This window comes from Aestuariivita sp., assembly GCF_021404545.1.
Lineage (GTDB): Bacteria > Pseudomonadota > Alphaproteobacteria > Rhodobacterales > Rhodobacteraceae > Aestuariivita.
Genome location: NZ_JAAWWD010000004.1, coordinates 62,619 through 87,375, shown reverse-complemented (window position 1 = coordinate 87,375; position 24,757 = coordinate 62,619). Strand labels below are relative to the sequence as shown.

Genomic DNA, 24,757 nt, shown 5'->3' with positions numbered 1-24,757 from the left:
CTTTGCCATCCAGGTGGTCTGATGAGCCTAATTGATTTTGTTGCCCAGTTTTGGCCACGTCTGCTGTCGGGCGCGGGTGTCACGGTTGCGCAATTCCTGCTGGCTGCCGTGCTGGGCGTCGCGATCTCGCTTTTCATGGGCTTGATGAAGCTCTCGACCAACCCGCTCCTCAAGGGCGCGGCGGTCACCTATATCGAGATTTTTCGCGGCACATCCCTGGTGGTTCAACTCTACTGGATCTTCTTCGTTCTGCCGCTCTTTGGCATCACGATCGAAAAGTTCACCGCAGGCTATATCGCGGTCGGTATGAATATCGGTGCCTATGGGGCCGAGCTGGTGCGCGGCGGCATTCTGTCCGTGCCCAAAGGGCAGTGGGAGGCGTCGCTGGCCATCAACATGAGCCCGGCACAGCGGATGCGGCGCATCATCCTGCCGCAGGCTCTGGTCAATATGTTGCCACCCTGGGGCAACCTGATGATCGAACTTCTCAAGGGAACAGCGCTGGTGTCTCTGATCTCGGTCGCGGATCTGATGTTCCAGGCGCGCCAGATCAATGCCACGACCTTTCTGTCGGCCCAGGTCTTTGGAGCCGCACTGATCATCTATTACATTCTCGCCCGCTTTTTCGTCACGCCCCTCATGCGTTGGCTGGAACGCACCATGTCGCGCAAAATGGGAAAGGTCTGATCCATGTTTGAATGGAAGTGGGATTTCGTCTGGGAAATTATGCCCCGGCTGATCGAAGCGACCGGTAACACATTGCTGGCCGCAGGTGCCGGGTATGCCATCGCCGTGGTGCTGGGGCTAGCGCTGGCACTGGGACAGCGCACCCCCTATGCCGTGGTGACATTCGTGGTGCGGGAATTTGTCGAGTTCATCCGCTCGACCCCGCTGATCTTGCAGATCTTCTTTGTCTTTTACGTGGGGCCGCAATTCGGCATCCGCCTCAGCCCGTGGATGTCCGGCATGATCGCAATCGGCCTGCATTATGCCTGCTACCTGTCAGAAGTGTACCGGGGCGGCATCGAAAGCGTGGCCAAGGGCCAATGGGAGGCCGCGACCGCGCTGAACATGACGACCGCACAGAAATATCGGCGCATCATTATCCCCCAGGCCATTCCCCCGGCCCTGGCCGGGATGGGCAACTATCTGGTCGGCATCTTCAAGGACACACCGATGCTTTCGGTCATCGGGGTCGCCGAACTCATTCACACCGCCAACGCCATCGGGTCCGAGAACTACCGCTTTCTCGAACCCTACACGATGGTCGGCATCATTTTCCTGGCAATATCGCTTCCGGCGGCTGGTCTCATCCGGCTGTTCGAAGGCCGTGTGCGCCGCAAACTAGGGCTCTGAACTCTTGCAGGATCTTTCCCGTTTTCCGCTTGAACTCACCGGTGACGACGTTCCGATGGTGCGTTTCCAACAGGTACGCAAATCCTATGGGTCATTGACCGTTCTGGACAATCTAGACCTCGACGTCGCGCCCGGCGAGATGGTTACGATCATCGGCCCGTCAGGGTCTGGTAAGACAACCGTCCTGCGCATGTTGATGACACTTGAGACAATCAATGGTGGCGTCATCTATGTTGACGGCAAACCGCTCACCCACATGCCCAAAGGCGGTAAACTCGTCCCCGCAAACGAGCGCCATCTGCGCAATCGGCGCGCAGATATCGGGATGTGCTTTCAGCACTTTAACCTGTTTCCGCATATGACAGCGCTGGAAAACTGCATGGAGGGTCCGGTGCATGTGCTGGGCCTCACGAAAGCCGAGGCACGCGACCGGTCCGAAGACCTGTTGGAACTGGTTGGCATGATCGACAAGAAGGATCAGCATCCCTCTCGTCTGTCCGGTGGACAGCAGCAGCGCGTAGCCATCGCGCGTGCATTGGCCATGCGGCCCAAGGTGATGCTGTTTGACGAGGTGACCTCGGCGCTTGACCCTGAAGTAATCGGCGAGGTGACAAATGTCATTCGCGGCCTGGTTGACGAGCACAATCTTACCATGCTGATGGTCACACACCAGATGGGGTTTGCCCGCGATATCTCGGACCGGGTCTGTTTCTTCTACGCAGGCCGGATCGAAGAGCAGGGCACACCTGCCGACCTGTTCGGAAACCCGCAAAAAGAGCGCACACAGCAGTTCCTCAGCGCCGTTAAGGAAGCCGTCTAGGCGTCAGAACGGCAGCCCAACCTTGGCCAGAAGGTCAACGGTCTGGGGTGTAAGCGTCCCGGGCCGCCAGATCACGAAATAGCTGCGACCGGTAAGGATCTGGTAATCGCGCAACGCAACCAGGCGCCCTGATCCGATCTCGATCTCCAGAACATCGGGGCAACCCAGCGCGATGCCCTTCCCCCGGATCGCGGTATCAAGGGTGCTCCCATACGAGCCGAGGTCGACGCGCGCGGCCTGGGTCAGATCCCCCAGGCCACTGAGCTCTGCAAAACTGCCCCAATTGACCCATTTTGGGGTGCGCTTTTCAAAGTCGAGCAAGGTGGATCTGGTCAGATCCAGGCCAGGACGCGCAAGTTCCGGCGCCGCAACGGGCAGCCAGATCTCCTCGAAAATCCGGGTGCCTTCCCATCCGGGCGGAATCTCGGCGCCGTAGTAAATGACCGCGTCAACCTCAAGTGCGAAAAGGTCCGCATCCTTGTCCGACGCCGTCAGCGTGACCGGGGCCGCATCCCGGCTCAGCAGGTATTCGTTGATCCTTGGGGTCAGCCAGTATTGGGACACAGCGACGTTCGCCGCCAGCGACAGGCGGCCCCGGTCGCCAAGCCGATGCAGCCTCTGCACGCATGAAGTCAGGTAATCCAGAGCCTCCCCCGTATCGGACGCCAGCGCCTTGCCGTCCCGGGTCAGGGTTATGGTGCGCCCGTGCCGCTGAACAAGGGTCATGCCCAACCAGCTTTCAAGCACCTTAACCCTTTTGCTCACAGCGGCTTGACTGACATTCAGCTCGGTTGCGGCACGGGTGAAACTCTCTGATCGCGCGACCGCTTCAAAGAACAGAAGATAGTCCAGAGGCGGCAGGGTGCGACGATAGCTTTTCATAATCTGAGGTTATCATAATGCGGGATGAGATGTCACTTTGGAAAGGGCCTGCCCGCTCGTAAGGTTTCAAGGCAGGCGGTGGGCCCGAACCTCTGTCCGGGACCGGAGAGACACCATGTTCGCAAGACGATTGACCGAGTTTCAAAAACGGCTGAGCGAAGCTGGAATAGATGTCGCGCTCATCACCGATGACGACAATGTCTATTACCTGACCGGGTACTATGACTATCTGCACATGGAATTCGGCAGGCCGACCATCCTCGTGGTGCCCCGGGACAACGAGGCGCTATTGATCACACCCACCATCGACCTGATGAGCGCAAAAGCCGCCGCGCAGGTGGGCAGGATCGCCCCATGGAATGACGGGATGGGCGATGAGTGGCGCACGGAGCTGCCCGCTGCGGTCGCAAAAGCGTCCAGAGTTGCGATCGAGCCAGATCACATGCCCGCGCCCGTGCGGGCCAGTCTGGGTGATCTGGTTGACCCGTCCCGTATCGCCAACGTCACCCCGATCCTGGCGCAAATGCGCATGATCAAATCCGCACCCGAACTACAGCTGGCGCGGCACGCGGGACAGGTGGCCGACGCGATGATGCAAGCGGGGCGCGCGGCCATCGGCGACGGCGTGCCAGAATTCGAGGTCGCCATTGCTGCCAGCGAAGCTGGAACCCGCACGGCCGCGGCCCTTCTGGCGGCGCATTACAACGATGTCGACATGTCCCCAAATACGCATTTTCTGCAAATCATGGCGTCGGGCGACGATATCGTGAAAACCCATCATCGCGCCTCCACCCGCGTGATGCGTCATGGCGAGCCGGTCTTTTTGTGTTTCTGCGGCATGACGAATTTCCACCGCTTCAAGCTGGGCTTTGATCGCACGTTCTGGATCGGCGACGCGCCCAAACACCAGACTGCGGTCTATGACGTCGCGGTGGCCAGCCAGAAAGCCGCGTTGGATGCGCTGCGCCCCGGCGTGACGGCAGAGTCGGTTCACGCGGCCTATGCACAGGTCATTCAGGGCGCGGGCTACGATTATCCGTTCCGCTGCGGGCGCGCGACGGGCTTTAGCTTTCTCGAAGCGCCTCAGCTTGTGACTGGCGATACAACCATCATCCAGCCCGGCATGGTGCTGGCGGTCGATGGCTCGGTCTCGGTCGACACGTTCCGCGCCCAGGTTGGCGACAGTTTTATCATCACCCAGGACGGCTGGGAGCCGCTCACCCATCATCCCAAATCTATCGAGGAGGTCATTCTGTGATGTTCCAATCCGGCCAAACGATCCAGTCCAAACCCCGCACCCCCGAAATGGGCGCCGGGCGTCACCACCGCGCCCGATTGGGATTCATCATGATGTCCACGGATCTGGCAGGTGAGGCGGATTTCGCAGATATGGCGCCCGAAGGCGTGGGTATACACTTTACCCGGCTGAAGACCCAAGACTACACCACCACCGAAACGCTCGCGCGGCATATTGACGATATGGCAGATGCGGCCTCCCGTATCCAACCCGACCTGAAACCCGATGTGATCAGCTATAGCTGCACCTCGGGTTCGATCGTATGCGGCGAGGAAAATGTCTTTCGCGAGATCCGCAAGGGCGCGCCCTGGGCCCAGCCGATGTGTCTGGTCACAGGGGTGATTGACGCGCTGCACGAGTTGAGGGCGAAAAGGATCGTCGTTGGCACTCCCTATCTGGACGATGTCAACACAGCAGAGGCCGAGTTCCTGTTGGAAAAGGGCTTTGACGTGCTCGACATACAGGGGCTGAACCTCAGCACTGGAACGCAGATGGGCCAGGTTACTCCGGCCTATTGGAGAAAGTTCGCGCTGGAAATCGACCAACCCGAAGCAGATGTGATCTTTCTGTCCTGCGGCGGCGTGCGGTCGCTTGAAGTCGTCGACGAGATCGAGCAGGCGGCAGGCAAACCGGTCATCACCTCTAATCAGGCCCAGTTCTGGAGCTGTCTGCGGCGCGCGGGCATCATGGATGAACTGACAGGCTTCGGCCGGATTTTCCAGCATCCGGGCCGGGTGCTGTCCAAAACCGACGCGGACACCGACAGATAGCCTGACAGGCCCAACGTCCGCAGCGGGTGCTTTTGTGGCGGGGATTGATCGGACAGACAGGCCGGGACTGCCGTTGGCGCGGTCTCGCCCCCTGGCGCCGGTTCGGCGTGATTGCCATTCGGGGGCGGCCGCATGACGCGCGCAGACACCGGGTTGCCAGCAAAGGGCGGGATCTGCGGCGTCAGGCCAAGCGGATCTTTCGACCCACAACATGATGTAGCGGAGGATCCGACCCCGCTCCGCGCCTGACCATGACGAGGACCTAACCGGGAGGACCGAGGTGATACCGCATATGTCTGTCGATGAGTTGCTGGATGCCGTCGCGCGCAATGCCGCTCTGCCCGATGAACTGGCCGAGGCGACGCCGCCGCAGGTCTATAGCTCGGCTGCTTTTCTTGAGCTGGAGCTTGACGAGATCTTCAACCATGAATGGGTCTGCGTCGGCCGCGCGGACGAGTTCGAGGCCCCGGGCGATTACCGGGCAACGACCATTGGCCGTGATCCGGTTCTGGTCCTGCGCGATCGGGCAGGTGTGCTGAGGGCAATGTCCAATGTGTGCCGTCACCGGATGGCGACGCTGGTGGCCGGGACCGGGCGGATCAAGGGGCGCATCAGCTGCCCCTATCACGCCTGGACCTATGATCTGGACGGCCAGCTGATCGGCGCGGCCCATATGCGTGACAATTTCAATAAATGGAGCGTGTGTCTGCCTCAGTTCCAGGTCGAGATCTGGCAAGGCTGGGTCTACGTCTCGCTGGATCCTGAGGCGCCCCCTCTGGGCCCACGGCTGACCGCGCTTTCCAAGCGATTGGAGAACTATCAGCTTGCCAGATACCGCACCTTGTTCCGGGTCGAAGAGATCTGGGACACCAATTGGAAGATCCTCGTGCAGAATTTCACCGAAGGGTATCACCTGTTTGTGGCTCATGCGCAGACCATCGAACCGGCGATGCCCACCAGACTGGCCCATGCGATGCATGGCGGCGCGGCATACAGCCTTTATGAACAGGGGCGGGTGCCCGGCCAATCCTATGAGCGGGCGTCGGATATGCAGGTCGACAATCCGTTGCTGACCGATGACGAGCGCGCAAAGGCGGTGCTTTCAGCGGTCTTTCCTGCGCATGTGTTCTCGGTTGTGGCCGAACGGATGTTCTGGCTGTCGCTGCAACCTTATGGAACCGGCAAGGTCAAGGTCTTCTGGGGCGTTGATACCTATCCCGGCGCTGTGCCGGAGGATCCGGACGCACGCGCCGCCTATGCGGCCGAGCTGAAAGCCGGGTTTGATCGGATCAATGAGGAGGACAAACCGATCATCGGCACCATTGCGCAGAACGCCAAGGCTTTGGCAGCGGTCCCCGGCAGGCTCTCACCGAAAGAGCGCACCGTCTGGTCCTTCCAGAAATACCTCGCGCGGCAGCTTTGCAAAGACCGCACAGCCAAAGCGACTTCGGGCTGAGCCAGCCAAAACCAAGACCGGTATCTCAAGACGACCGGTCTTGCGTCTGTTCGTCTCGATCCAGGGCTCAGGCGGCTTCGCGCCCCTCCATGATCTGTTGAAAGATCACTGGATCCGTTACCCCTTCGGACCCGATCAGCAGCACGCGGGACGCCTCATCGAGGCCCAGTGCCTGGGACATGTCGACATCGCGGCGCACCGCAATCAAGGCAGCGAGCCCGGCGACCGCGCTTTCTCCGGCCTCCAGCGCGGTGTCGCCCTCCAACGGGCGCGCCAGCAGCCGAACCGTCGGTGCGACCAGCGTGTCGGGAATGGTGAGGTAGTCAGACGCCTCCTCGGCGAGAATAGCCCAGGCCAGTTCGGACGGCTCACCACAGGACAGCCCGGCCATGATCGTCTCCTCGGCAATCGCCACCGAAGTCGCCTTGCCCTTGCGGGCGCTCTCAAACAGGCAAGCGGCCCGGTCCGGTTCAACGATGATCGCGCGGGGCGATTTTGGCCCCCAATGCTGGACGAGAGCCGCGATCACACCGGCGGCCATCCCGCCGACACCGCCCTGCAAAAAAACATGGGTGGGGATCTGCGCGCTGGCATGGCAGATCTCGCGGGTCATCACCCCATAGCCTGCCATCACATCGCGCGGCGGCTGGGAATATCCGGGCCATGACGTGTCAGATACGACAAACCAGCCCTGTGCCTCGGCCTCTGACTTCGCCAAAGCGACAGAGGCGTCATAGTCGCCGTCGATCCGGATCACCTCGGCTCCGAAATCGCGCATGACTTCCGCGCGGCCTTCGCTGACCTCGGCATGGATATAGATCCGGCAGGGCGCACCAAAACGCTGACACCCCCAGGCCAAAGACCGCCCGTGATTGCCGTCGGTGGCCGAAACCAGAGTGATCTCGGCGCAGTGGTCGCGATAGGTGCCCGAGCGAATATCCTTCAGGCTGACTTCTTGACCGGTGCGGCGCGCAACTTCGCGTTGCAGAACGCGCTGCGCGGCATAGGCACCGCCCAACGCCTTGAAGCTGGCCAGGCCGAACCGCGGACCTTCGTGCTTGTAGAGTACCTCGGCGACGCCGATGCGGTCGGCCAGAACGCCCAAGCTGACCAGCGGCGTGGGCGCATACTCATCCCATGCGGTGATCTCCGCTTCGGCAGTGTCAAAATCCTCCTTGGTCAGAACCGTGTGAGCGGCGTCGCCGGGCGCACAGGTTGCCGGGATATGTCCGATATGGGCTGGAGGCAAAAGATCGTTCATGGGTTGTCCTACCGTTTGGGAAGACGATCCCGCACCAGCGCGGACCAAAAGGCCACACCATAGGGCAGGAGCGCATCATTAAAATCGTAATCGTCAGAATGGAGCGGTTGGCCGTGGGCACCCTGGATGCCGTTCCCCATCAACAGCAAACAGCCCGGCACAGCGGCCGAGAAATGGGCGAAATCCTCCGAAAAACTCATTGGCGCCCGGGCTCCGTCCGCTTCAAGGCCCGCAGTCTGCGCCGCGCGGATGACCGCATCGGTCGGGGCCTGGGCGTTGAAGGTTTCGATGAACTCAGTCTCGAAGGTCATGGACGCGCTCAACCCATGGGTCGCGGCCACGCCCGCCACAATCTGGCGCATCAGGCGTTCAATCTCGAGCCGGTCCTCGGGTCGGCGCGCGCGCACGTCCCCCTTCAGCGCCGCGCGCCCGGGCAACACATTGCGCTGACCGTTGGTCTGGAACTCGGTCACCGAGACAACGGCCCCGGCATCCGGCGGCAGTTTGCGCGAAACGATGGTCTGAAGTGCCAGCACCATCTCGGCGCCCACGGTGAGCGCATCAACCCCCACATGCGGCATCGAAGCATGCCCCCCCTGCCCTTCGATCGTGATGTCAAACAGGCTTTCGGAGGCGCAGATCTGACCGACGCGGGTTGAGACCTGCCCCAGAGGCGCGCCAGGCAGGTTGTGGATGGCATAGACCTCGTCGATCGGGAATCGGTCCAACACGCCGTCATCGTCGATCATCGCGCGCGCGCCCAGGCCATGTTCCTCATTGGGTTGGAACAAAAATACGATTGTGCCGTCGAAATCGCGCTCCTGTGCCAGATTGTGCGCTGCACCCAACAGCATCGCGGTGTGACCGTCATGGCCGCAAGCATGCATCACGCCCGTGCGTTGGGAGGCATAGTCCAGACCGCTGCGCTCCTGGATCGGCAACGCATCCAGGTCGGCCCGCAGGCCGATGGCCCTGTTGCCAACGCCACTCCGAAGGATCCCGATGACGCCCCTGCCCTCGTGCACCTCAAGCCCGAGGGCCCGCAGGACATATGCCACCTTGGCCTTGGTGCGCGTCTCCTGAAACCCGAGCTCGGGGTTGCGATGCAAGTCGCGACGAAATTCGATAAGGTTCAGCGTCGATCCGTCCATGTCCCCTCCCGACGGCGTTGATGCGTCAAAACTAGCCCAGAGCGCGAACGGCAACGATCAAAGATTCTTGAAACAGGAACGAAATCTGTCGGATATCGGGCGAATGACAACCAATTCAGGATCGCGCGTGCCGAACCCACATCCGGCACCGCACGATCCGGTCACATGCGAGAGGTGAGGTGCCGCGTTACTGCCGCATACGCTTGGCGGATGGATCGTAGAGGGCCTTGAGACTCAGATCGACGGGGATCTTCTGCCCCTCGACCAGGACATACCAGTCGCCTTCCTGCAACGCGGCCCTGTCGGCGCCACCGTCCGGCCCGGACACCATGCACAGGCCGACTGCCGCGCCGGTCGCATATCCATAGGCCCCCGATGTGACATAGCCCGCGATCCGGTCGCCCTGCAAAACAGGCTCGTTATGATAGATCAGCGGTTCGGGATCCCGCAACTTGACCGAACACAGGAACGGCCCCTGCCCATCCGCCGTGCGGTCCAGATAGGCCTCGCGCCCGATAAACGGAATGGCCTTCTCCGACTTACAGACAAAGCCCAGCCCCACCTGGTGCGGGGCATCGGTATAGGCCATGTCATGCCCCCAGTGCAGGAACCCTTTTTCGATCCTGAGTGCATTGAGTGCCTCACCGCCGACCAGGCGCAGATCCAAGTCTTGCCCCAGGCTCAACAGCAGATCGAACACATGTTCGGCGAAATCGGGGGTGACGAAGATCTCCCACCCCAACTCACCTGAGTACGATAGCCGCTGAGCGAATACCGGGGCGTGGCCGATATGGAAGTGCTGAAGGCTGTTGAACGGAAAGGCGGTATTCGACAGGTCGCAATCGCAGGCCGCAGTCAGCAACGCCCGCGCGTTCGGCCCGCAGACCGCTAAGACGCCATAGGCGGATGTGGCGTCGCGCAGGCGGACATCCTCTCCCTTCTGTATGTGGCGGCGCAGATAATCCCGGTCCCGGCGAGTATGCGAGATCGACGACATGACCATGAACGCATCCTCGGCGTGCCGCGCCACGGTCACGTCACTTTCTATTCCACCTTGCGTATTCAGCATCAGCGAATAGGCAACGCGGCCGACCGGCAGGCTCATATCGTTCGTACAAAGCCGCTGCAAAAAGCGTTCGGCATCCGCTCCCTCGACCATCAGCTTGCCCAGCATGGTGTAATCGATCATGCCGACCCCTTCGCGCACCGCCTTCTGTTCGTCCTGCGCATAGGCAAACCAATTCTGACGTCCGAAACTATACGCGATATCCGGTGCATCCCCCTGAGGCGCAAAAAACAGCGGCCGCTCCCAACCCTGAACCTCTCCGAAACAGGCACCGCGAGCTTTCATCGCATGATAGAACGGCGTCCGCCGCAGCCCTCGCGTGGTCTCGCGCTGCCGGTTTGGCCAATGCATGGCATAGGTATTGACCAGGGTCTCGGGGCAGCGTTCGCGCAGATAGGGGTCACGGGCCTGAAACGCCTCCAACCGGGCCGGGTCCATTTCGCTCAGATCCATCGTCGGGCGGCCTGCCATGATCCACTCTGCCAGGGCCTTGCCCGCGCCCGGACCGGATTGAATGCCGGTCGAATTGACGCCGGCCAGGACGTAGTAGTTCCGCAGATCCGGCGCTTCGCCCAAGGTGAACCGACCATCGTGGGAATAGCTTTCCGGCCCGTTAAAGAACGTGCGAATGCCGGTCTCCTGCAGGACGGGCACACGATTCATAGCAAGCTCGAGCACCTCGATCACGTCATCCTCGACAAATGGCAGGCTGTCGAAACAGAAATCCTCCGGAATGCCGTCCGTGGCCCAGGGTTTCGCGTGGAAATGGGCAAAACCAAAAAGCAGCTTGCCTGCATCCTCCTTCCAATAGGTGCCGTCGCAATAGGATCGCAGAACCGGCAGGTCGCTGGGCAGATCCTTGATCGGTTCTGTCACCAGATAGTAATGCTCACACGCATGCAGCGGAACGCCGACACCGTTCTGCCGACCCAGTTCTCGGGCCCACATGCCCGCGCAATTGACCACCACATCGGCGGTGATCGTGCCCTGGTCGGTGCGCACGCCGGTGATTGTACCCTCGGCCGTCAGGACGTCCTTGACCATCACATGTTCACGGATCGTCGCGCCATGCATACGCGCCCCCCGGGCCAGCGCATTGGTCAGATCAATCGGGTTGGCCGAGCCGTCCGAAGGCATGTAAATGCCGCCCAGCACCCCGTCCGCATTCATGAGCGGCCAGCGTTCGGCAATTTCGGCGGTTGGCATATACCGCGCCTCGATACCGTGCAGCGCAGCGAAATCGGCCTTGCGCCTGAGTTCCGCCAGCCGGTCGTGATTCACGGCGATGGAAATAGATCCCGATTGCCGGAAACCGGGGTTTTGTCCTGTCTCGGCCTCGATCTCCTGCAAAAGCTCGACCCCGTAAGAGGCAAAGGCGGTCGTCGCATGGCTCCCCTGAAGCTGGCCGACAAGGCCCGCGGCATGCCATGTGGTGCCCGAGGTGAGCTGTTTGCGCTCCAGCAGGAGGATATCCGTCCAACCGGCCTTGGCCAGATGATAGGCCACCGAACAACCGTGAATACCTCCGCCGATAATGACAACCTGCGCATGCTGTGGAAGCGGCTCTTGCATTTTCGATCTCCTGTTTCGCCAATCGGCTCTCTTCTGGTATATACCAGACAATCCACCTTGGTATAGACCAGAAACCATGATACTTGAAAGCCAAAATGCAGGAGCATGCCACGAATGACCGGGGCCTCGTCGCACACAGATCACAGCCAATCGCGCTTCCAGCAGATCGTGGATGCACTCAGGCATCCAATCGTGGACGGTACGTTGCCGGAAAAGGCAGCCCTGCCGTCCGAGCGGACCGTGGCAGAGCAACACGGTGTCAGCAGGATGACAGCGCGGCGCGCCCTCGAAGCGTTGGAGACCGAGGGCCTGGCCTATAGCGAAGGGCGGCGCGGGCGGTTCGTCTCTCCGCGCAGGGTGCGTTACAACATCAGCGAGATGGTCAGTTTCGTGGCCGATGCGCAGACCGCCGGACGGGAACTCGAGATCGTGCTGATCGAGGCAGTGACGATACCGGCCGATGCCGTTCTCTCGCGGATCCTGGCAGTCGCGGAGGGTGACGCACTTTATGCCTATCAACGGCTCTTTCGGACCGGTGGTCATGCCCTGTTCGTCGAAACGGAATATGTGAGTGCCAATCGGTTTCCGGGACTGTTGCAGTGCGATCTTGGGCAATCGACGACGCAGCTGATCGAACGGGACTTTGGCACCGTGGCAGCCACGGGCGATATCTCTATTCGCATGCGGGCAATGAGCGATGACGAGGCTCATCTGATGGGCCTTGCACCGAACCGGGCCGGCCTTGAGCTGGAACAGGTGATCCGCGACAGCGCAGGGGCACCCTTTTGTCTGGGACGGCAGATCTGGCGCGGCGAACTGGCTGAATTCACCGCCCGCGCCATGGTGAATGCCCGAGCGCTGGACGATCAGCCGCACAGATCGGGCAAAAATCGCGATCCCGTGCCGGAAGACTAGGAAAAAGTCAGACCGCGCCGCGCAATCGACGCCCGTCTGCCGCCTCGTTTGCTATTTTGCACCCAAGGATCAACGACGCCTCAGACCCAGGAGACAAACATGCACCCTGACCGGCCCGAACGGGGATTTTCCACAACCGAGTTCGAGGCGCGCACAGCCCGCGCACAAAGACGGATGGCCCAAGACAATCTGGCGGGCCTTTTGCTGATGACCGAGCCCGAGCTGCGCTACTTTTCTGGCTTCGACACACTTTTTTGGCAAAGCCCAACGCGGCCTTGGTTCCTGTTCGTCCCGGTCCAAGGCAAACCCATCGCGGTGATCCCGGAAATCGGAGCGGCCCTGATGCGGCGCAGCTGGCTGGACGACATCCGTACGTGGCGCGCGCCGACCCCCGACGATGACGGCATCAGCTTGCTCACCGAGCTTTTGACACCCATATCACAGGCCGGTGGAGTGGTCGGAGTGATGAAAGGGCACGAGACCCATCTGCGCATGCCGCTGGGCGATTGGGAACGGCTGTTGGCGGCGTTGCCCGGCCTGAGGATCGGCGATGCAACGGGCCTTGTTCAGGGGCTGCGCATGGTCAAATCCGAGGCGGAGATCGAAAAACTCTCTTTTATCTGTACGATCGGTTCGGCCACCTTTGCACGCGTGCCCGATCTGGTGGCCGAGGGGATGCCGCTGGAGGAGGTCTTTCGCGCGTTTCGCCGCGAGGCGTTGGCCCAGGGCGCAGATGGCGCGCCCTATGTGGTTGGTGCCGCCGATCAAGGCGGTTATGCCGACGTGATTTCCCCGCCGTCACGCACACCGCTCCGTGCGGGCGATATTCTGATGCTGGACACGGGGCTGACCTGGGATGGGTATTTCTGCGACTTTGACCGGAATTGGGCCATCGGACAGGCAGAAGATCCGGCGCGACGCGCCTATGACGTGCTTTGGCGCGCGACCGAGGCCGGGATCGCGGCCGCGCGGCCCGGTACGACGTGTCGGGACCTGTTCCAGGCGATGGCGCGCGTGATCGCAGAGATCGACGAAAGCGGCGGCGATATCGGCAGGTTGGGGCATGGGCTGGGCATGCAACTGACCGAGCAGCCTTCGCATGCGGCCTTTGATACGACGGTGCTGACAGAAAACATGGTGATCACGCTTGAACCGTCGCTGTCATACGGCTCTGGCCTTATGATGGTACATGAGGAGAATATCGTGGTCACGCCAGAGGGGGGACACCTCTTGACCCAACGGGCCAGCCCCGAGCTGCCGGTGATCTGACATGATGGGTATGCAGGATCGATACACGCCGGGCGATGACGTGGGCGCGCTGGACCATTGGCCCTTCGACAATCCGCTGAGCGCATACCGCATTCTCAGCGGCGCGCCGGTAACGTCCGGCAGAATCGACAAAGGAGGGCCGGGTCATACGACCCGCTATGGCATCTGGCGCTGCACCCAAGGCGCGTTTGAGTGCACCGAACAGGGCGATGAGCTGATGACGGTTCTGGCAGGTCGCTGCTGCATCACCTGGACCGGCACCGGCGCGCAACGGCGGCTGGAGGCCGGGGACACGCTGTTCATCCAGGATCAAAGCCGCGTGATCTGGGACGTGACGGAGGAGGTCACAAAGGTCTTTTTCGGCCACAAGCCTGGCGGCTATTGATCCATTGCTGGGCCGCGCCTCAGGCCAGTCGAACCTTGGATCAACGCCGGACTGCATCCGCGTGCGATCTATGTCTTCCCGTTGCTTTGCCGGGACGGTCCCGGAGCGGGTCAGCGCCAGGCTCTATTCGTGGCGCAATGCGTCAATGGGGTTCATGCGGGCGGCCCGCCGCGCGGGGAAGTATCCAAAGACCACTCCAACCGCGGCGGAAAACGCAAATGCGAGCAGGACGATATTCGGGTCCGGCCGGAACGGGATCGCCAGCATATTCGCGCCGATGAACCCCAAGCCCAGTCCAAGGCCGATACCAATCAGCCCGCCAAAAAGCGACAGGATGATCGCCTCGACCAGAAACTGCATCAGGACCTGCCGGGCCTGCGCTCCGATTGCCAGCCGAATGCCGATTTCACGCGTCCGTTCGGTGACAGAGACCAGCATGATGTTCATGATCCCGATCCCCCCGACCAAGAGGCTCACCGCCGCAACAGCCGACAAAAGCCCGGTCAGCACACTGGTAATGCCCGACAGCATCGTCGCGATCTGTTTCATGTCGAGAACGGTGAAATCGTCCTCCTCGCCGCGCCCGATCCGCCGAAGGTCGCGCATGACCCCTTCGATCTCTTCCTTGGCGCGTTCGGTCGAGACGCCGTCGCGCGCGCCTACCATGATCAGGTTGACGTCTGTATTGCCCGCGATCCTGCGCTGATAGGTCCGGATCGGCATCACCACAAAATCGTCCTGATCGCTGCCAAAGGTCGAGGCGCCCTTTGAGTCCAGCAACCCGATGATATCGCAGGAAAGGGTCTTGATGCGGATGACCTCACCCACCGGATCGGCGGCGCCAAAAAGCTCGCGACGGACGGTCTCCCCGATGACGCAGACCGGCCTGCCGGCATGCAACTCGGCCCGTTCAAACAGGCGACCGCTGGCAATCTCCCAGCGTGCGACATCAAAATAGCGGTTGTCGGTGCCGACGATGTCGGTGCGGAGGTTTTCGTTACCGAAAACAGCCCGCGCCCGCGACATGCTCACCGGCGCGGCAACCTCGATGACACTCAGCTGCTCGTCGATCAGGTCGTTGAGGCGGATGGTGAACATCTGATCAACCGTGCCGCTTGGACCGCGTTCCATGGCGTCCTGGCCCGGCATGATCATCAGCATGTTACTGCCCAGCTTTTCGACATCTGCGGTCACCTGCTCGGCCGAGCCTTGGCCAACGGTCACCATCGCGATCACCGCGCCGACGCCGATCACAATCCCCAAAACCGTCAGGAATGACCGCAACGCATTGCGAAAAATCGCCTGAACCGCCAGCCTGATGGTTTCCCAAAGCATCTCAGGCCGCCCTCTGTGTCGGGCCGTCGCGTTCGATCTTGCCGTCGACCATCCAGATCAGGCGCTTGGCGAACGCGGCCATGTCGGCCTCGTGCGTGACCATTACGATGGTCAGGCCATCCTTTTCGTTCAGTTCTTGCAACACGCGCATGATGTCCGCCGACAGCTTGGTATCGAGGTTACCCGTGGGCTCGTCCGCCAGGATGACCTGAGGGCTTCCCGCCAGCGCCCGAGCAATGGCCACACGCTGTTGCTGACCACCAGAAAGCTCGGACGGATCGTGATGCGCCCGTGACGCGAGACCGACCTTGTCAAGCGCCGCGGTGGCCGCGGCATGACGCTCCGTACGGCCCATGCCCTTGTAGATAAGCGGCAGTTCGACATTTTGCAGCGCACTGGTGCGGGCCAAGAGATTATAACCCTGAAAGACAAAGCCCAGATAGTGGCGCCGCAAAAGCGCCCTTTGATCCCGGCTGAGATGAGCGACCTCAACCCCATTAAAGTGGTAGGTCCCCCGTGTTGGCGTGTCGAGACACCCGATGACATTCATGGCGGTGGATTTGCCGGACCCGCTTGGGCCCATGATCGCGACGAACTCGCCCTCGTCAATGTCCAGATCGATGCCGTCCAGAGCGCGCACTTCGGCCTCGCCCGAACCATAGATGCGATGAATGTCCCGCAGCCGGATCAGCCCCTGGGACAGGCGGGCAGGGTCAGTCATTGCGCTGATCCACGATCACGCTGTCGCCCGCCGCGAGATCGCCGCCGACAATCTCGGTGATGCGCCCGTCATTCGCCCCGGCCCGGATGGCCGTTTCAACGGGCTCACCGTTCTGCAACACCCACACGCTCTTGTCGTTGATGCGCTGGGGCTGGGACGCGTCATCCGGGATCAGCATGCCAAGAAGCCCGCTGCGCGCGTCGTCCTTTTCCTGCTCCACCGGTGGTGCATATCGCAGCGCCGCGTTCGGGACGGTCAGCGCGCCCTTGACCTCGGCAACCGTGATATCGGCGGTCGCGGTCATGCCCGGCCGCAGCGAGAGGTCCGAGTTGTCAATCGTCAGGATGGCCTTGTAGGTGACAACCCCGTCGATGGTCTTGGGAGCAAACCTGATCTCGGAGATTTCGGCCGGAAAGATCCGTTCGTCATAGGCGTCGACCGTGAACTGAGCCTTGTTTCCGACCTTTGTCCGTCCGATATCCGCCTCGTCGATATCGACCTGAAGTTCCATTTTCGTTAGATCCTCCGCCACTGTAAACAGCACCGGGGCCGAGAGGGCCGCAGCGACGATCTGCCCGGCATCCACCGCCCGGTCGAGCACAACACCATCAATCGGAGAGCAGATGCAGGCCTGATCCAGATCGGCCTGATTGAGATCGAGATTCGCCTCGGCCAGCGCGCGATCTGCAATGGCAGACTGTAACTCCGCTTGCGCCCGAATATACGCGGCCCGCAAAGACACGAAAGTCTGGTGCGCGGTGACGCCGCGTTCTTCCAAACGCACGGCGTTCTCGTGTTTCTCCCTGGCATCCTCCACCGTCGCCTGGGCCATCGCGACCCGCGCAATCGCACTGTCCAGCGAGGCCTTGCTGACCGCGACCCGTGCTTCGAACTTGGTGGTGTCCAGTTCGGCCAGCACGGTGCCCTTGCTGACCCTGTCATTGAAGTCGGCGTAGACCGTCTTGAGCGTGCCCGAAAGCTCGCTTGAGATTTCCACCAGGTTGGTGGGTTCAATGGATCCGGTTGCGGTGACGACAACATCGAAGTCTGCAATGACCGCTGGCTCGGTGATGTATTGCACCTTCTGGGAGGGCGCGGTCGCGAACAGCACATAGCCGCCGATGGCGCCAAGCACCACAGCGACGGCCAGGTATTTGACCCATATGGCAATCCGTCCGCTCTGCTGTCCGATGCCCAGCTTCTGCTCGATGTCTTCAGCCTTCGCTGACATGGTTGTCCCCCGTCGGATTCGCACATCTTTGCAGTGATAGTCGGTCCTCGCCAGGTTCGGGCTGACCTAGATCAATCAGCGCCGCGGCTTTGCGCAGCGGATCAAGGGGACGTTGGGTCATCACCTGGCGGCAAAGCGGCGCCAGGCATGGTGATGCACCTCAGAATGTGGGCGCATCCTTCTTCTCTCAGGCACCAAAGCGCCGAGAACCCGCCCCTTTTTTGCAACGGTCCGTCCGCCCCGGGCGGCCCAGACAGACGCCCTGCGGCCCGACCCACCGGTTTTGGCCCGCGACCTGGCCACTGAACCCCTTAAATGCGTGTTTCCTGTCCGGCCCGACCGATCCGGACGCCATGACGGTCCCGCTCTGTCAGAACGCCCGCAGTGGACCAGCGGTCCGCACCGTTTTCTTAACTCCATGAGGTTCTTCAACATGTCCCACTTTGACCCCCAGGCCCTGAAAGAGGGGCCATCCAACGCGCTGGATGACTTTGCCGACGGCAGCCCCGCGCCCGCCGTTCTGATCGAGATTGCCCGCGAGGGGCTTTCGGTCCGCGATGCTTCCGGCACCGTCGAGATCGGCGGCGCCGAGGCCGCCACCACCGACAACCGGTTCGAAATCGGGTCCCAGACCAAGATGATGACCTCGGTCGTGGTGCAGCAACTGGTCGTGGAAGGGCTAATCGACTTTGATGCGCCTCTGGCCGATCAGATGGACCTGTCCGGCCTGGAAGGCATTGCCAACATCGAAGAGGTCACGGTGCGCGAGTTGCTTGCCAACCGATCGGGCATTCCGGATTTTGATTCCGTCCCCGGTCAGACCGGACTTCCGGCCTTTATCGAGCAACTGATGGCCAATCCCGGCCAACCTTTGGGTCCTGACGGACTGCTTGCCATTGCGTCGGGCCAATCGGCCTCTTTCGCACCGGGGGCGGCCTATGAGTACTCCAACACCAACTATCTGCTTTTGCAGAAACTGGTCGAGCAGGTGACAGAAAAATCATTCGGAGACCTGTTGTCAGACCGGATCTTTTCCAAAGCCGGGATGGATGACAGCGCGCTTAAATCGGATGGCGGGATCGAGGATGTGCTGCACTCCTATGCGGAGCTGATCCCAGGGCAGGTCCTGGATGTGACCAACGTGCCTTTGGATTTTGGAGCTGCGGGCGGGGTGGTGTCGACCACCGCCGATATGATCCGCTTCTTCGATGCGCTGTTGGTCTCAAAGACACTGTTGCCGCCAGAACAACTGGACGAGATGCTGGACTTCCGCGCCCCGGATGGCACATCGGGGACGGATGGCGAAAGCCTTGGTCTGTCTTCGGGAACGATCTTTGGCCAGCAGTTCATCGGCTTTCAGGGCGGCACGCTGGGGACCAACACCGCCACCTTTATCCATGTCGAATCTGGAACGATCTTTTCGATTGCCACGACCCATTCGAGTGCCGAACCGACCGAGTTGCTGGTCAACGCATTTGCGGCGATTTTCAATGACGAGGCTTGGGCCGAATTCGATCCATCGGATGAAAGTTTTTCTATTGAAGGCACCGCGGCCGAGATCGAGCTGAGCGAAGATACCGACGCGCCCGGCGGCCCGGAGACGACGTTGGAACTGGACGGTGCAAGCCTGACTTTCGACGGGGCGCTGGTGGATCTGGACACCGGGCGGTTCACCTTCTCGGATGGGTCGACACTCTGGATCGGCGACCAGGGCGGGGACCGGTTCGACGTGCTTCGCAACGCGCCCGATGCAGGGCAAAGCGACAACCAGATCATCGGGCTGGACGGTAATGATCATCTGCGCGGCGGCCATGGCGACGACAAAATCGATGGCGGTGCGGGGCGCGATCACCTGCAAGGGCGCGCGGGCGACGACAACCTGAAGGGTGGTGCGGGAAACGACATCCTGAATGGCGATCAGGGCGATGACGTTCTGGACGGCGGCGCCGGGCGCGATCATCTGCGCGGCGGGACTGGTGACGACGTGCTGTCCGGCGGCGAAGGCACCGACATCATACGCGGCGGCGCGGGCGACGACATTATCGACGGCGGCGCGGGGCGCGATTACATGTGGGGCGGCGACGGGGCCGATGTCTTTGTGTTTCAGACCGATGCCGGACGGGACCGCGTTTTTGGCTTTGACGCCGAAGAGGATCTGCTGGATTTCTCGCAAACCGGGCTGAGTTTCGACCAGCTGGAGATCGAAAGCCACGGCTCGTTTACGCAGATCAGCTATGGCGATGCCGAAATCATGATCTTTGGGACATCATGCGACCCCTTGACGGAAGACAGTTTTGTCTTCTGAACATCCGCATAGAACAAACTCTAGGGGGCGCGCGGATCTGCGCCCCCTCACCTCTTTAGTACGATGGCCATCATTTCATGGATCCCACAACGCTCACTGTTGATATCGAAGATTTGCGCCTTGCCGCTGGGTCGGGGCTGCTGGTCCTATCGGTTTTTTGCGGGCACTTACTGTTGTTGCAAGACCGGCACCGTCCTATCCGCCTGCCGCTGGCCTTGTTTTTTTGGGCAAACGCGCTTGAGTTGCTGGCACTGCCCGTCTTTTACCTGAACCCAAGTGATGAGCTGGGCCTTTTGAATTTGGCACTTGAACTGGCCGAGGTGCCGTTGACCATGGTTCAGCCGTTTCTCCTTTGGCTCTATGTGTATCGCCTGACCGCCGACCCGGGCAAAGAGGCGTCCGGCATCCGCTGGATCTGGCATGCGTTGCCCATTGTCTTTGCCTGCGCACTCTACCTCTACATCCTTCTATTGCCCGCGCCGTTGCAGGCGGGTCTCGGTTCTGGCGCGGAAGACCTGGGTGCGCTGCAGACCGTTGCGATAATCGGTCTTTATCTCGCAACGCTGGTGTTCTACGCCTTGGTGCCGGTCTATGCGACACTGATACTGCGCCGGTTGAAGCGATATCGGAGCCGCCTGAAAGACCTCTTTGCCAGCACCGAAGGCAGGGAGCTGGCCTGGACCTGGTGGCTGACGGCGGCCGTTTTCATGTTCTGGACATTCAATATCATCGCTATTGCCGCATCCGTGTTGGGATTGGCCTTTCCGGGGGTTGCGGTGTTCGACTCGCTTCTGGCCGCGATCCTCATCCACTATGTGCTGACATGGAGCATCGCGTTATGGGCCGCCCGTCAAAAACCAGGACTTGAGCCGCCTGCGAGCCAGCTTCCGGTCGTTGTGAATGACACGCCGCCCATGCGCAAATACGGCAAGTCCGGGCTCAGCGACACCCGTCTGGACCGGATCGCGGGAAAGATCGAAGCCCTGATGACCGACGAACGTCTCTATCTTGACCCGGATCTTTCGCTTTGGGATCTAGCAGGCCGGATCGGCGTGACAACGCATTACGCATCACAAGCGCTAAACGACAAGATCGGCGAGCGGTTCTTTGATTATGTGAACCGCTGGCGCATCCGCGACGCGGCGGACCGGCTGCGCACGACCGACGCCACGATCCTGGCGATTGCCTATGATGTGGGGTTCAATTCCCGCTCGTCGTTTTACACGGCCTTCAAACGCGAGCTTGGAATGACGCCCTCACAATACAGAAGCGAGGCATAGCAGCGGCAGGGATCTCGTCTCGATCAAAAAAGCGACCTTCCTCAGACCCGTCTGACACAGCGCAGGACCGGTGACGCTGGCGATCCCTCAGCTCATCTGACCTCGTCGGATCGGGCGAGCGCTCCTGTATCGCGGCGATCCGATTGAACGCCCCGCATCAGGGCCTGCCAGGAATTGTCTCCCGGATCGCGAAAGCCTGAGGTGCCCCAAGACCCGTAAACGCTTTCCTGCAGGAGCTTGTGCAAGTGTGTTTGCAAGAGCTTACCTTCTGCCGTATCGGGTCGGGACAACTCTCACAGAACTAGCCTTGCCCTGGATCACAACCAACTTTGGACCGTTTGATGCCCCACGCGTGCGTCCAGAATGCGACGCCCAGGCAGTTGGGAAGGCCTGGTGACTGAAATTCTTGGTAGCGGAGGAGGGACTTGAACCCCCGACACGCGGATTATGATTCCGCTGCTCTAACCAGCTGAGCTACTCCGCCACAAGCGAGGGCCGACCTAAGCCAGCCGTCTGGCCACGTCAAGACGCAAAATCGCGCTCACGCGCTGCGCACGGAGTCGATCATCAATTGCACATTCTCGGGATCGGCATCCGGAGTGATGCCATGGCCCAGGTTAAAGACATGCGGACCGTTCGAAAACGCCTCGACGATCGCGCGCGTCTCGTCGATCAGAGCCTGGCCGCCGCTGACCATGTGCGAGGAGGTCAGATTGCCCTGCACGCAACCATCAACCTGCACGTTTTGCGCGGCCCAAACAGGATCGACGGCGCTGTCCAATGCCACGCAATCGACCCCCGTCGCCTTGGCAAAGCCCACGTATTTCTCGCCCGCCTCACGCGGGAAACCGATAACCGGAATGCCGGGATGCTTTTTCTTCAGCGCCTGGGTGATCACGCGGCAGGGTTCCAGCGCATATGTCTCGAATGCATCGCCCTTAAGCGATCCTGCCCAGCTGTCAAAGATCTTGACGCATTCCGCGCCAGCCTCGATTTGGGCGGAAAGGTAGGAAATCGTAGCCTCGGTAATACGATCAATCAGCGCAGCAAAGACCGCTTCATTCTCGGTTCTCAGCTTATGAGCCGGGGCCTGATCCGGCGTACCGCGACCGGCTATCATATAGGTGGCGACCGTCCAGGGCGCACCTGCAAATCCGATCAGCGCGGTCTCCGGCGGGAGTTCGCGGCGCAGGATGCGCACCGTCTCATAGATCGGGTTCAGCGTTTCGTGGATATCGGAGGCGGGACCTAGCCTGTCGAAATCTGCCTGACCGGTGATCGTGGACAGGCGCGGCCCCTCACCGGTCACGAACCACAGATCAGCACCCAGCGCCTGCGGCACCAAGAGGATATCGGCAAACAGGATCGCGGCATCGAACCCATAGCGGCGGATCGGCTGCAAGGTCACTTCGGCGGCCAGTTCACTGTTATAACACAGCGACAGGAAATCCCCGGCCTGCGCACGGGTTGCGCGATACTCCGGCAGATAACGTCCGGCCTGCCGCATCATCCAGATCGGCGGCGTATCCAGTGTCTCGCCCGCCAGGGCCCGCAGCAGTTTCTTTGCTTCCGCCATGTCTATCCTCTTTTTCTTGCTGCGCTTTTGGTCCGGTCTCAGCGGCATTTTGTCAAGGAGGCGGCGGTTGTCAGGGCAAATTGACGCGACTAATGATAGCCCCATGACAGTTTCTCTCCCCTCCCCCGATCACCCGCTCAAAATCGGCACGCGCGGATCGCCTCTGGCATTGGCGCAGGCCCAGGAAACGCGCCATAGGCTGATCCAAGCCTTTGATCTTCCAGAAGAAGCCTTTCGCATCGTGGTGATCAAGGTAACCGGCGACGCGATCCAGGACCGCCCCTTAAAAGAGATCGGTGGCAAAGGTCTTTTTACCCGCGAGATCGAAGAGGATCTGTTGTCAGGAAAGATTGACATCGCCGTGCATTCCATGAAGGACATGCCGGTTGACCAGCCCGCAGGTCTGCTGCTCGACACCTATTTGCCCCGAGAAGATGTGCGCGATGCGTTCATCTCTGCTGACAAGACAGGGATTGCCGAACTGGACAAGGGCGCGGTTGTTGGCACCTCCAGTCTGCGACGCCGGGCCCAATTGCTGAACCGGCGGCCGGATTTGCAGGTGGTGGAGTTTCGCGGGAATGTGCAGACCCGTCTGCGCAAGCTCAGCGAAGGCGTGGCGGAATGTACGTTCCTGGCGATGGCGGGCCTCAACCGGCTGGAAATGGATGAGGTGCCCAAATATGCGATTGCGCCCGATGACATGCTGCCCGCAATCGCTCAAGGTGCGATCGGGATTGAGCGGCGCGCAGATGACACATGGGTTGCGACCTTGCTTGAGGCCATTCACGACGCTCCAACGGGCCGACGGCTGGCGGCGGAACGGGCGTTTCTGGCACGACTCGATGGATCCTGCGAGACACCCATCGCGGGGCTCGCCGAGTTGAGCGGCGGCACGCTGCGTCTGCGTGGCGAAGTGCTGCGCCCCGACGGATCGGAGGCGATCGGCGATGATGGCGACGCTCCGATTGAGGATGGGGCTGAGTTGGGCCGCGAAATGGCCTCGAAACTCTTGGATCAGGCGGGGCCGGATTTCTTCGATTGGCATTCCTGAATCGGATTTCGTGACGCAGCGGTTTTGTTGACAGCTATGGGTCTGGACGGAATCATTGGTGCATCGCATTCGATGGGAGGCTGCGATGACACCTGGAAAGGCCTATCTGACCACCGATGAGATCCGCCCGCTGGCCGAGCGGTCCGATCTGATGGGCGCCTGGCTTGTCCTGCATTGCTGGGGCGTGATCGCCCTGTCCATCGCGATTTTTGCATGGTTCCCCAATCCGTTGACCTTTGTTTTGGCGGTGGTTCTGATCGGATCCCGCCAACTGGGGCTGGCGATCCTGATGCATGAAGCGGCGCATAACGCGCTCTTTAAGACACGCCGCCTCAATGAGTTTGTCGGTGAGTGGCTGTGTGGGCGCCCGATCCTGGCCGAGTTGGCGGCCTATCGTCATTACCATCTGACCCATCATCGGTTCACGCAGACAGATAAGGACCCGGACCTGGCCCTGTCATCGAAGTTCCCGACAACCCATGCCTCGCTCAGGCGCAAGTTCCTGCGGGATCTCACCGGACAGACAGGCGTCAAACAGCTTGTCGGCCAGATCATGATGTCGATCCGGCTGGCGGGCGATGACGAAGCGGTCGAAGCCGCCAATTCGGATTTTGCCCAAGCGTTCAAGGCGCGCGATCTGTGGAAATCGCTGCCGGTATTTTTGGGGATCGTTGTTCTGATCGGGATCTTGGGCGAGTGGTGGTGGGGCCTGGCATTATGGCTGTTGCCGTTTCTCACCTGGTTTCAGCTGGTGCTGCGTATCCGCAATATCGCCGAACATGGCGCCACCGAGGTCTCGGACGATCCACTGCGGAATGTGCGCACGACGATGGCCGGGCCGGTGGCACGGGCGCTCGTCGCGCCCTATTGGGTGAACTATCATCTTGAGCATCATATGGTGATGCACGTGCCCTGCTGGAACCTCAAGAAGATGCATAAGACGTTGGTTGAAAAGGGGCTGGGATCCCGGATGCGTGTTGCGCGGTCTTATGGCGAGGCGCTGGCCGCGGCGGGCTGGCGGTCGGTGTAAGGCGCACGACCCATCCCGCGCACCAGTT

21 protein-coding genes and 1 tRNA gene are annotated in these 24,757 nt (G+C 61.0%); 13 read left to right on the top strand and 9 right to left on the bottom strand.

Annotated features, from left to right (window positions below; genetic code table 11):
* The first annotated feature begins 21 nt into the window (after positions 1–21).
* Genes ehuC through ehuA form a run of 3 tightly spaced genes read left to right on the top strand, consistent with a single transcriptional unit; the run spans position 22 to position 2,176 of the window.
* The gene (ehuC, locus tag HEP69_RS03645) at positions 22–687 is read left to right on the top strand and encodes an ectoine/hydroxyectoine ABC transporter permease subunit EhuC (protein WP_290557159.1); all 666 of its coding nucleotides are present in this window, start codon (positions 22–24) and stop codon (positions 685–687) included.
* 3 nt (positions 688–690) lie between these two features.
* The gene (gene ehuD, locus HEP69_RS03640; protein ID WP_290557158.1) at positions 691–1,356 is read left to right on the top strand and encodes an ectoine/hydroxyectoine ABC transporter permease subunit EhuD; all 666 of its coding nucleotides are present in this window, start codon (positions 691–693) and stop codon (positions 1,354–1,356) included.
* A gap of 4 nt (positions 1,357–1,360) precedes the next feature.
* Positions 1,361–2,176, top strand: coding sequence for an ectoine/hydroxyectoine ABC transporter ATP-binding protein EhuA (gene ehuA, locus HEP69_RS03635; RefSeq protein WP_290557157.1), 816 nt, complete (start codon positions 1,361–1,363; stop codon positions 2,174–2,176).
* Between the two features lie 3 nt (positions 2,177–2,179).
* Here the strand turns inward: ehuA and HEP69_RS03630 are convergent, their stop codons facing one another.
* Entirely contained in the window at positions 2,180–3,058 is an 879-nt protein-coding gene (locus HEP69_RS03630) for a LysR family transcriptional regulator (RefSeq protein WP_290557156.1), read from the bottom strand.
* A 115-nt stretch (positions 3,059–3,173) separates the two neighbouring features.
* Between HEP69_RS03630 and HEP69_RS03625 the strand changes: the two genes are divergently transcribed.
* The 3 genes from HEP69_RS03625 to HEP69_RS03615 all read left to right on the top strand — a co-directional run bounded on the left by HEP69_RS03625 (position 3,174) and on the right by HEP69_RS03615 (position 6,581).
* Positions 3,174–4,316, top strand: coding sequence for a Xaa-Pro peptidase family protein (locus HEP69_RS03625; protein ID WP_290557155.1), 1,143 nt, complete (start codon positions 3,174–3,176; stop codon positions 4,314–4,316).
* The gene (locus HEP69_RS03620) at positions 4,316–5,125 is read left to right on the top strand and encodes an arylmalonate decarboxylase (RefSeq protein ID WP_290557223.1); all 810 of its coding nucleotides are present in this window, start codon (positions 4,316–4,318) and stop codon (positions 5,123–5,125) included. Before HEP69_RS03625 ends, HEP69_RS03620 begins: the two co-directional genes overlap by 1 nt.
* Positions 5,126–5,417: 292 nt before the next feature.
* Complete coding sequence (locus HEP69_RS03615) at positions 5,418–6,581, top strand: Rieske 2Fe-2S domain-containing protein (RefSeq protein WP_290557154.1); 1,164 nt, start codon at positions 5,418–5,420, stop codon at positions 6,579–6,581.
* A gap of 67 nt (positions 6,582–6,648) precedes the next feature.
* On the opposite strand, the gene HEP69_RS03610 is transcribed toward HEP69_RS03615, so the two are convergent.
* From HEP69_RS03610 to HEP69_RS03600, 3 genes are all read right to left on the bottom strand, one after another.
* Positions 6,649–7,842 carry a diaminopropionate ammonia-lyase gene (locus HEP69_RS03610; RefSeq protein ID WP_290557153.1) on the bottom strand — a complete coding sequence of 398 codons (1,194 nt, stop codon included), beginning with the start codon at positions 7,840–7,842 and terminating at the stop codon, positions 6,649–6,651.
* Positions 7,843–7,850: 8 nt separating this feature from the next.
* Positions 7,851–8,993 (bottom strand): amidohydrolase, encoded by a 1,143-nt coding sequence (locus HEP69_RS03605; RefSeq protein ID WP_290557152.1) that lies wholly within the window; start codon positions 8,991–8,993, stop codon positions 7,851–7,853.
* A 187-nt stretch (positions 8,994–9,180) separates the two neighbouring features.
* Positions 9,181–11,631: an FAD-dependent oxidoreductase gene (locus HEP69_RS03600; RefSeq protein ID WP_290557151.1), complete on the bottom strand. Its 2,451-nt coding sequence runs from the start codon at positions 11,629–11,631 to the stop codon at positions 9,181–9,183.
* Positions 11,632–11,736: 105 nt separating this feature from the next.
* Here HEP69_RS03600 and HEP69_RS03595 point away from each other — a divergent pair, with 105 nt between their 5' ends.
* The 3 genes from HEP69_RS03595 (at position 11,737) to HEP69_RS03585 (ending at position 14,200) form a co-directional block, all read left to right on the top strand.
* Positions 11,737–12,546 carry a GntR family transcriptional regulator gene (locus tag HEP69_RS03595; protein WP_290557150.1) on the top strand — a complete coding sequence of 270 codons (810 nt, stop codon included), beginning with the start codon at positions 11,737–11,739 and terminating at the stop codon, positions 12,544–12,546.
* A gap of 99 nt (positions 12,547–12,645) precedes the next feature.
* The gene (locus tag HEP69_RS03590; protein ID WP_290557149.1) at positions 12,646–13,815 is read left to right on the top strand and encodes a Xaa-Pro peptidase family protein; all 1,170 of its coding nucleotides are present in this window, start codon (positions 12,646–12,648) and stop codon (positions 13,813–13,815) included.
* 1 nt (position 13,816) lies between these two features.
* Complete coding sequence (locus HEP69_RS03585; protein ID WP_290557148.1) at positions 13,817–14,200, top strand: cupin domain-containing protein; 384 nt, start codon at positions 13,817–13,819, stop codon at positions 14,198–14,200.
* Between the two features lie 123 nt (positions 14,201–14,323).
* Here HEP69_RS03585 and HEP69_RS03580 read toward each other — a convergent pair whose 3' ends face one another.
* The 3 genes from HEP69_RS03580 to HEP69_RS03570 are packed head-to-tail and all read right to left on the bottom strand — an operon-like array spanning position 14,324 to position 17,487.
* Entirely contained in the window at positions 14,324–15,535 is a 1,212-nt protein-coding gene (locus HEP69_RS03580) for an ABC transporter permease (RefSeq protein ID WP_290557147.1), read from the bottom strand.
* Position 15,536: 1 nt separating this feature from the next.
* On the bottom strand, positions 15,537–16,238 hold the full coding sequence (locus HEP69_RS03575; protein ID WP_290557222.1) for an ABC transporter ATP-binding protein: 702 nt from the start codon (positions 16,236–16,238) through the stop codon (positions 15,537–15,539).
* A 10-nt stretch (positions 16,239–16,248) separates the two neighbouring features.
* Positions 16,249–17,487, bottom strand: coding sequence for an efflux RND transporter periplasmic adaptor subunit (locus HEP69_RS03570; protein ID WP_290557146.1), 1,239 nt, complete (start codon positions 17,485–17,487; stop codon positions 16,249–16,251).
* Positions 17,488–17,920: 433 nt separating this feature from the next.
* Between HEP69_RS03570 and HEP69_RS03565 the strand changes: the two genes are divergently transcribed.
* Together HEP69_RS03565 and HEP69_RS03560 are read left to right on the top strand one after the other, a co-directional pair.
* Positions 17,921–19,792 (top strand): serine hydrolase, encoded by a 1,872-nt coding sequence (locus HEP69_RS03565; protein ID WP_290557145.1) that lies wholly within the window; start codon positions 17,921–17,923, stop codon positions 19,790–19,792.
* 77 nt (positions 19,793–19,869) lie between these two features.
* Complete coding sequence (locus HEP69_RS03560) at positions 19,870–21,072, top strand: helix-turn-helix transcriptional regulator (RefSeq protein ID WP_290557144.1); 1,203 nt, start codon at positions 19,870–19,872, stop codon at positions 21,070–21,072.
* Positions 21,073–21,479: 407 nt separating this feature from the next.
* Here HEP69_RS03560 and HEP69_RS03555 read toward each other — a convergent pair.
* Positions 21,480–21,556: transfer RNA gene (locus HEP69_RS03555), tRNA-Met, on the bottom strand.
* 57 nt (positions 21,557–21,613) lie between these two features.
* Positions 21,614–22,648: a uroporphyrinogen decarboxylase gene (hemE, locus tag HEP69_RS03550; RefSeq protein ID WP_290557143.1), complete on the bottom strand. Its 1,035-nt coding sequence runs from the start codon at positions 22,646–22,648 to the stop codon at positions 21,614–21,616.
* A 103-nt stretch (positions 22,649–22,751) separates the two neighbouring features.
* On the opposite strand from hemE, the gene hemC reads away from it, so the two are divergent.
* Together hemC and HEP69_RS03540 are read left to right on the top strand one after the other, a co-directional pair.
* Entirely contained in the window at positions 22,752–23,699 is a 948-nt protein-coding gene (hemC, locus tag HEP69_RS03545) for a hydroxymethylbilane synthase (protein WP_290557142.1), read from the top strand.
* An 85-nt stretch (positions 23,700–23,784) separates the two neighbouring features.
* A complete protein-coding gene (locus HEP69_RS03540) occupies positions 23,785–24,729 on the top strand; it encodes a fatty acid desaturase family protein (protein ID WP_290557141.1) in 945 nt (314 codons plus the stop codon).
* The last annotated feature ends 28 nt before the right edge of the window (positions 24,730–24,757 follow it).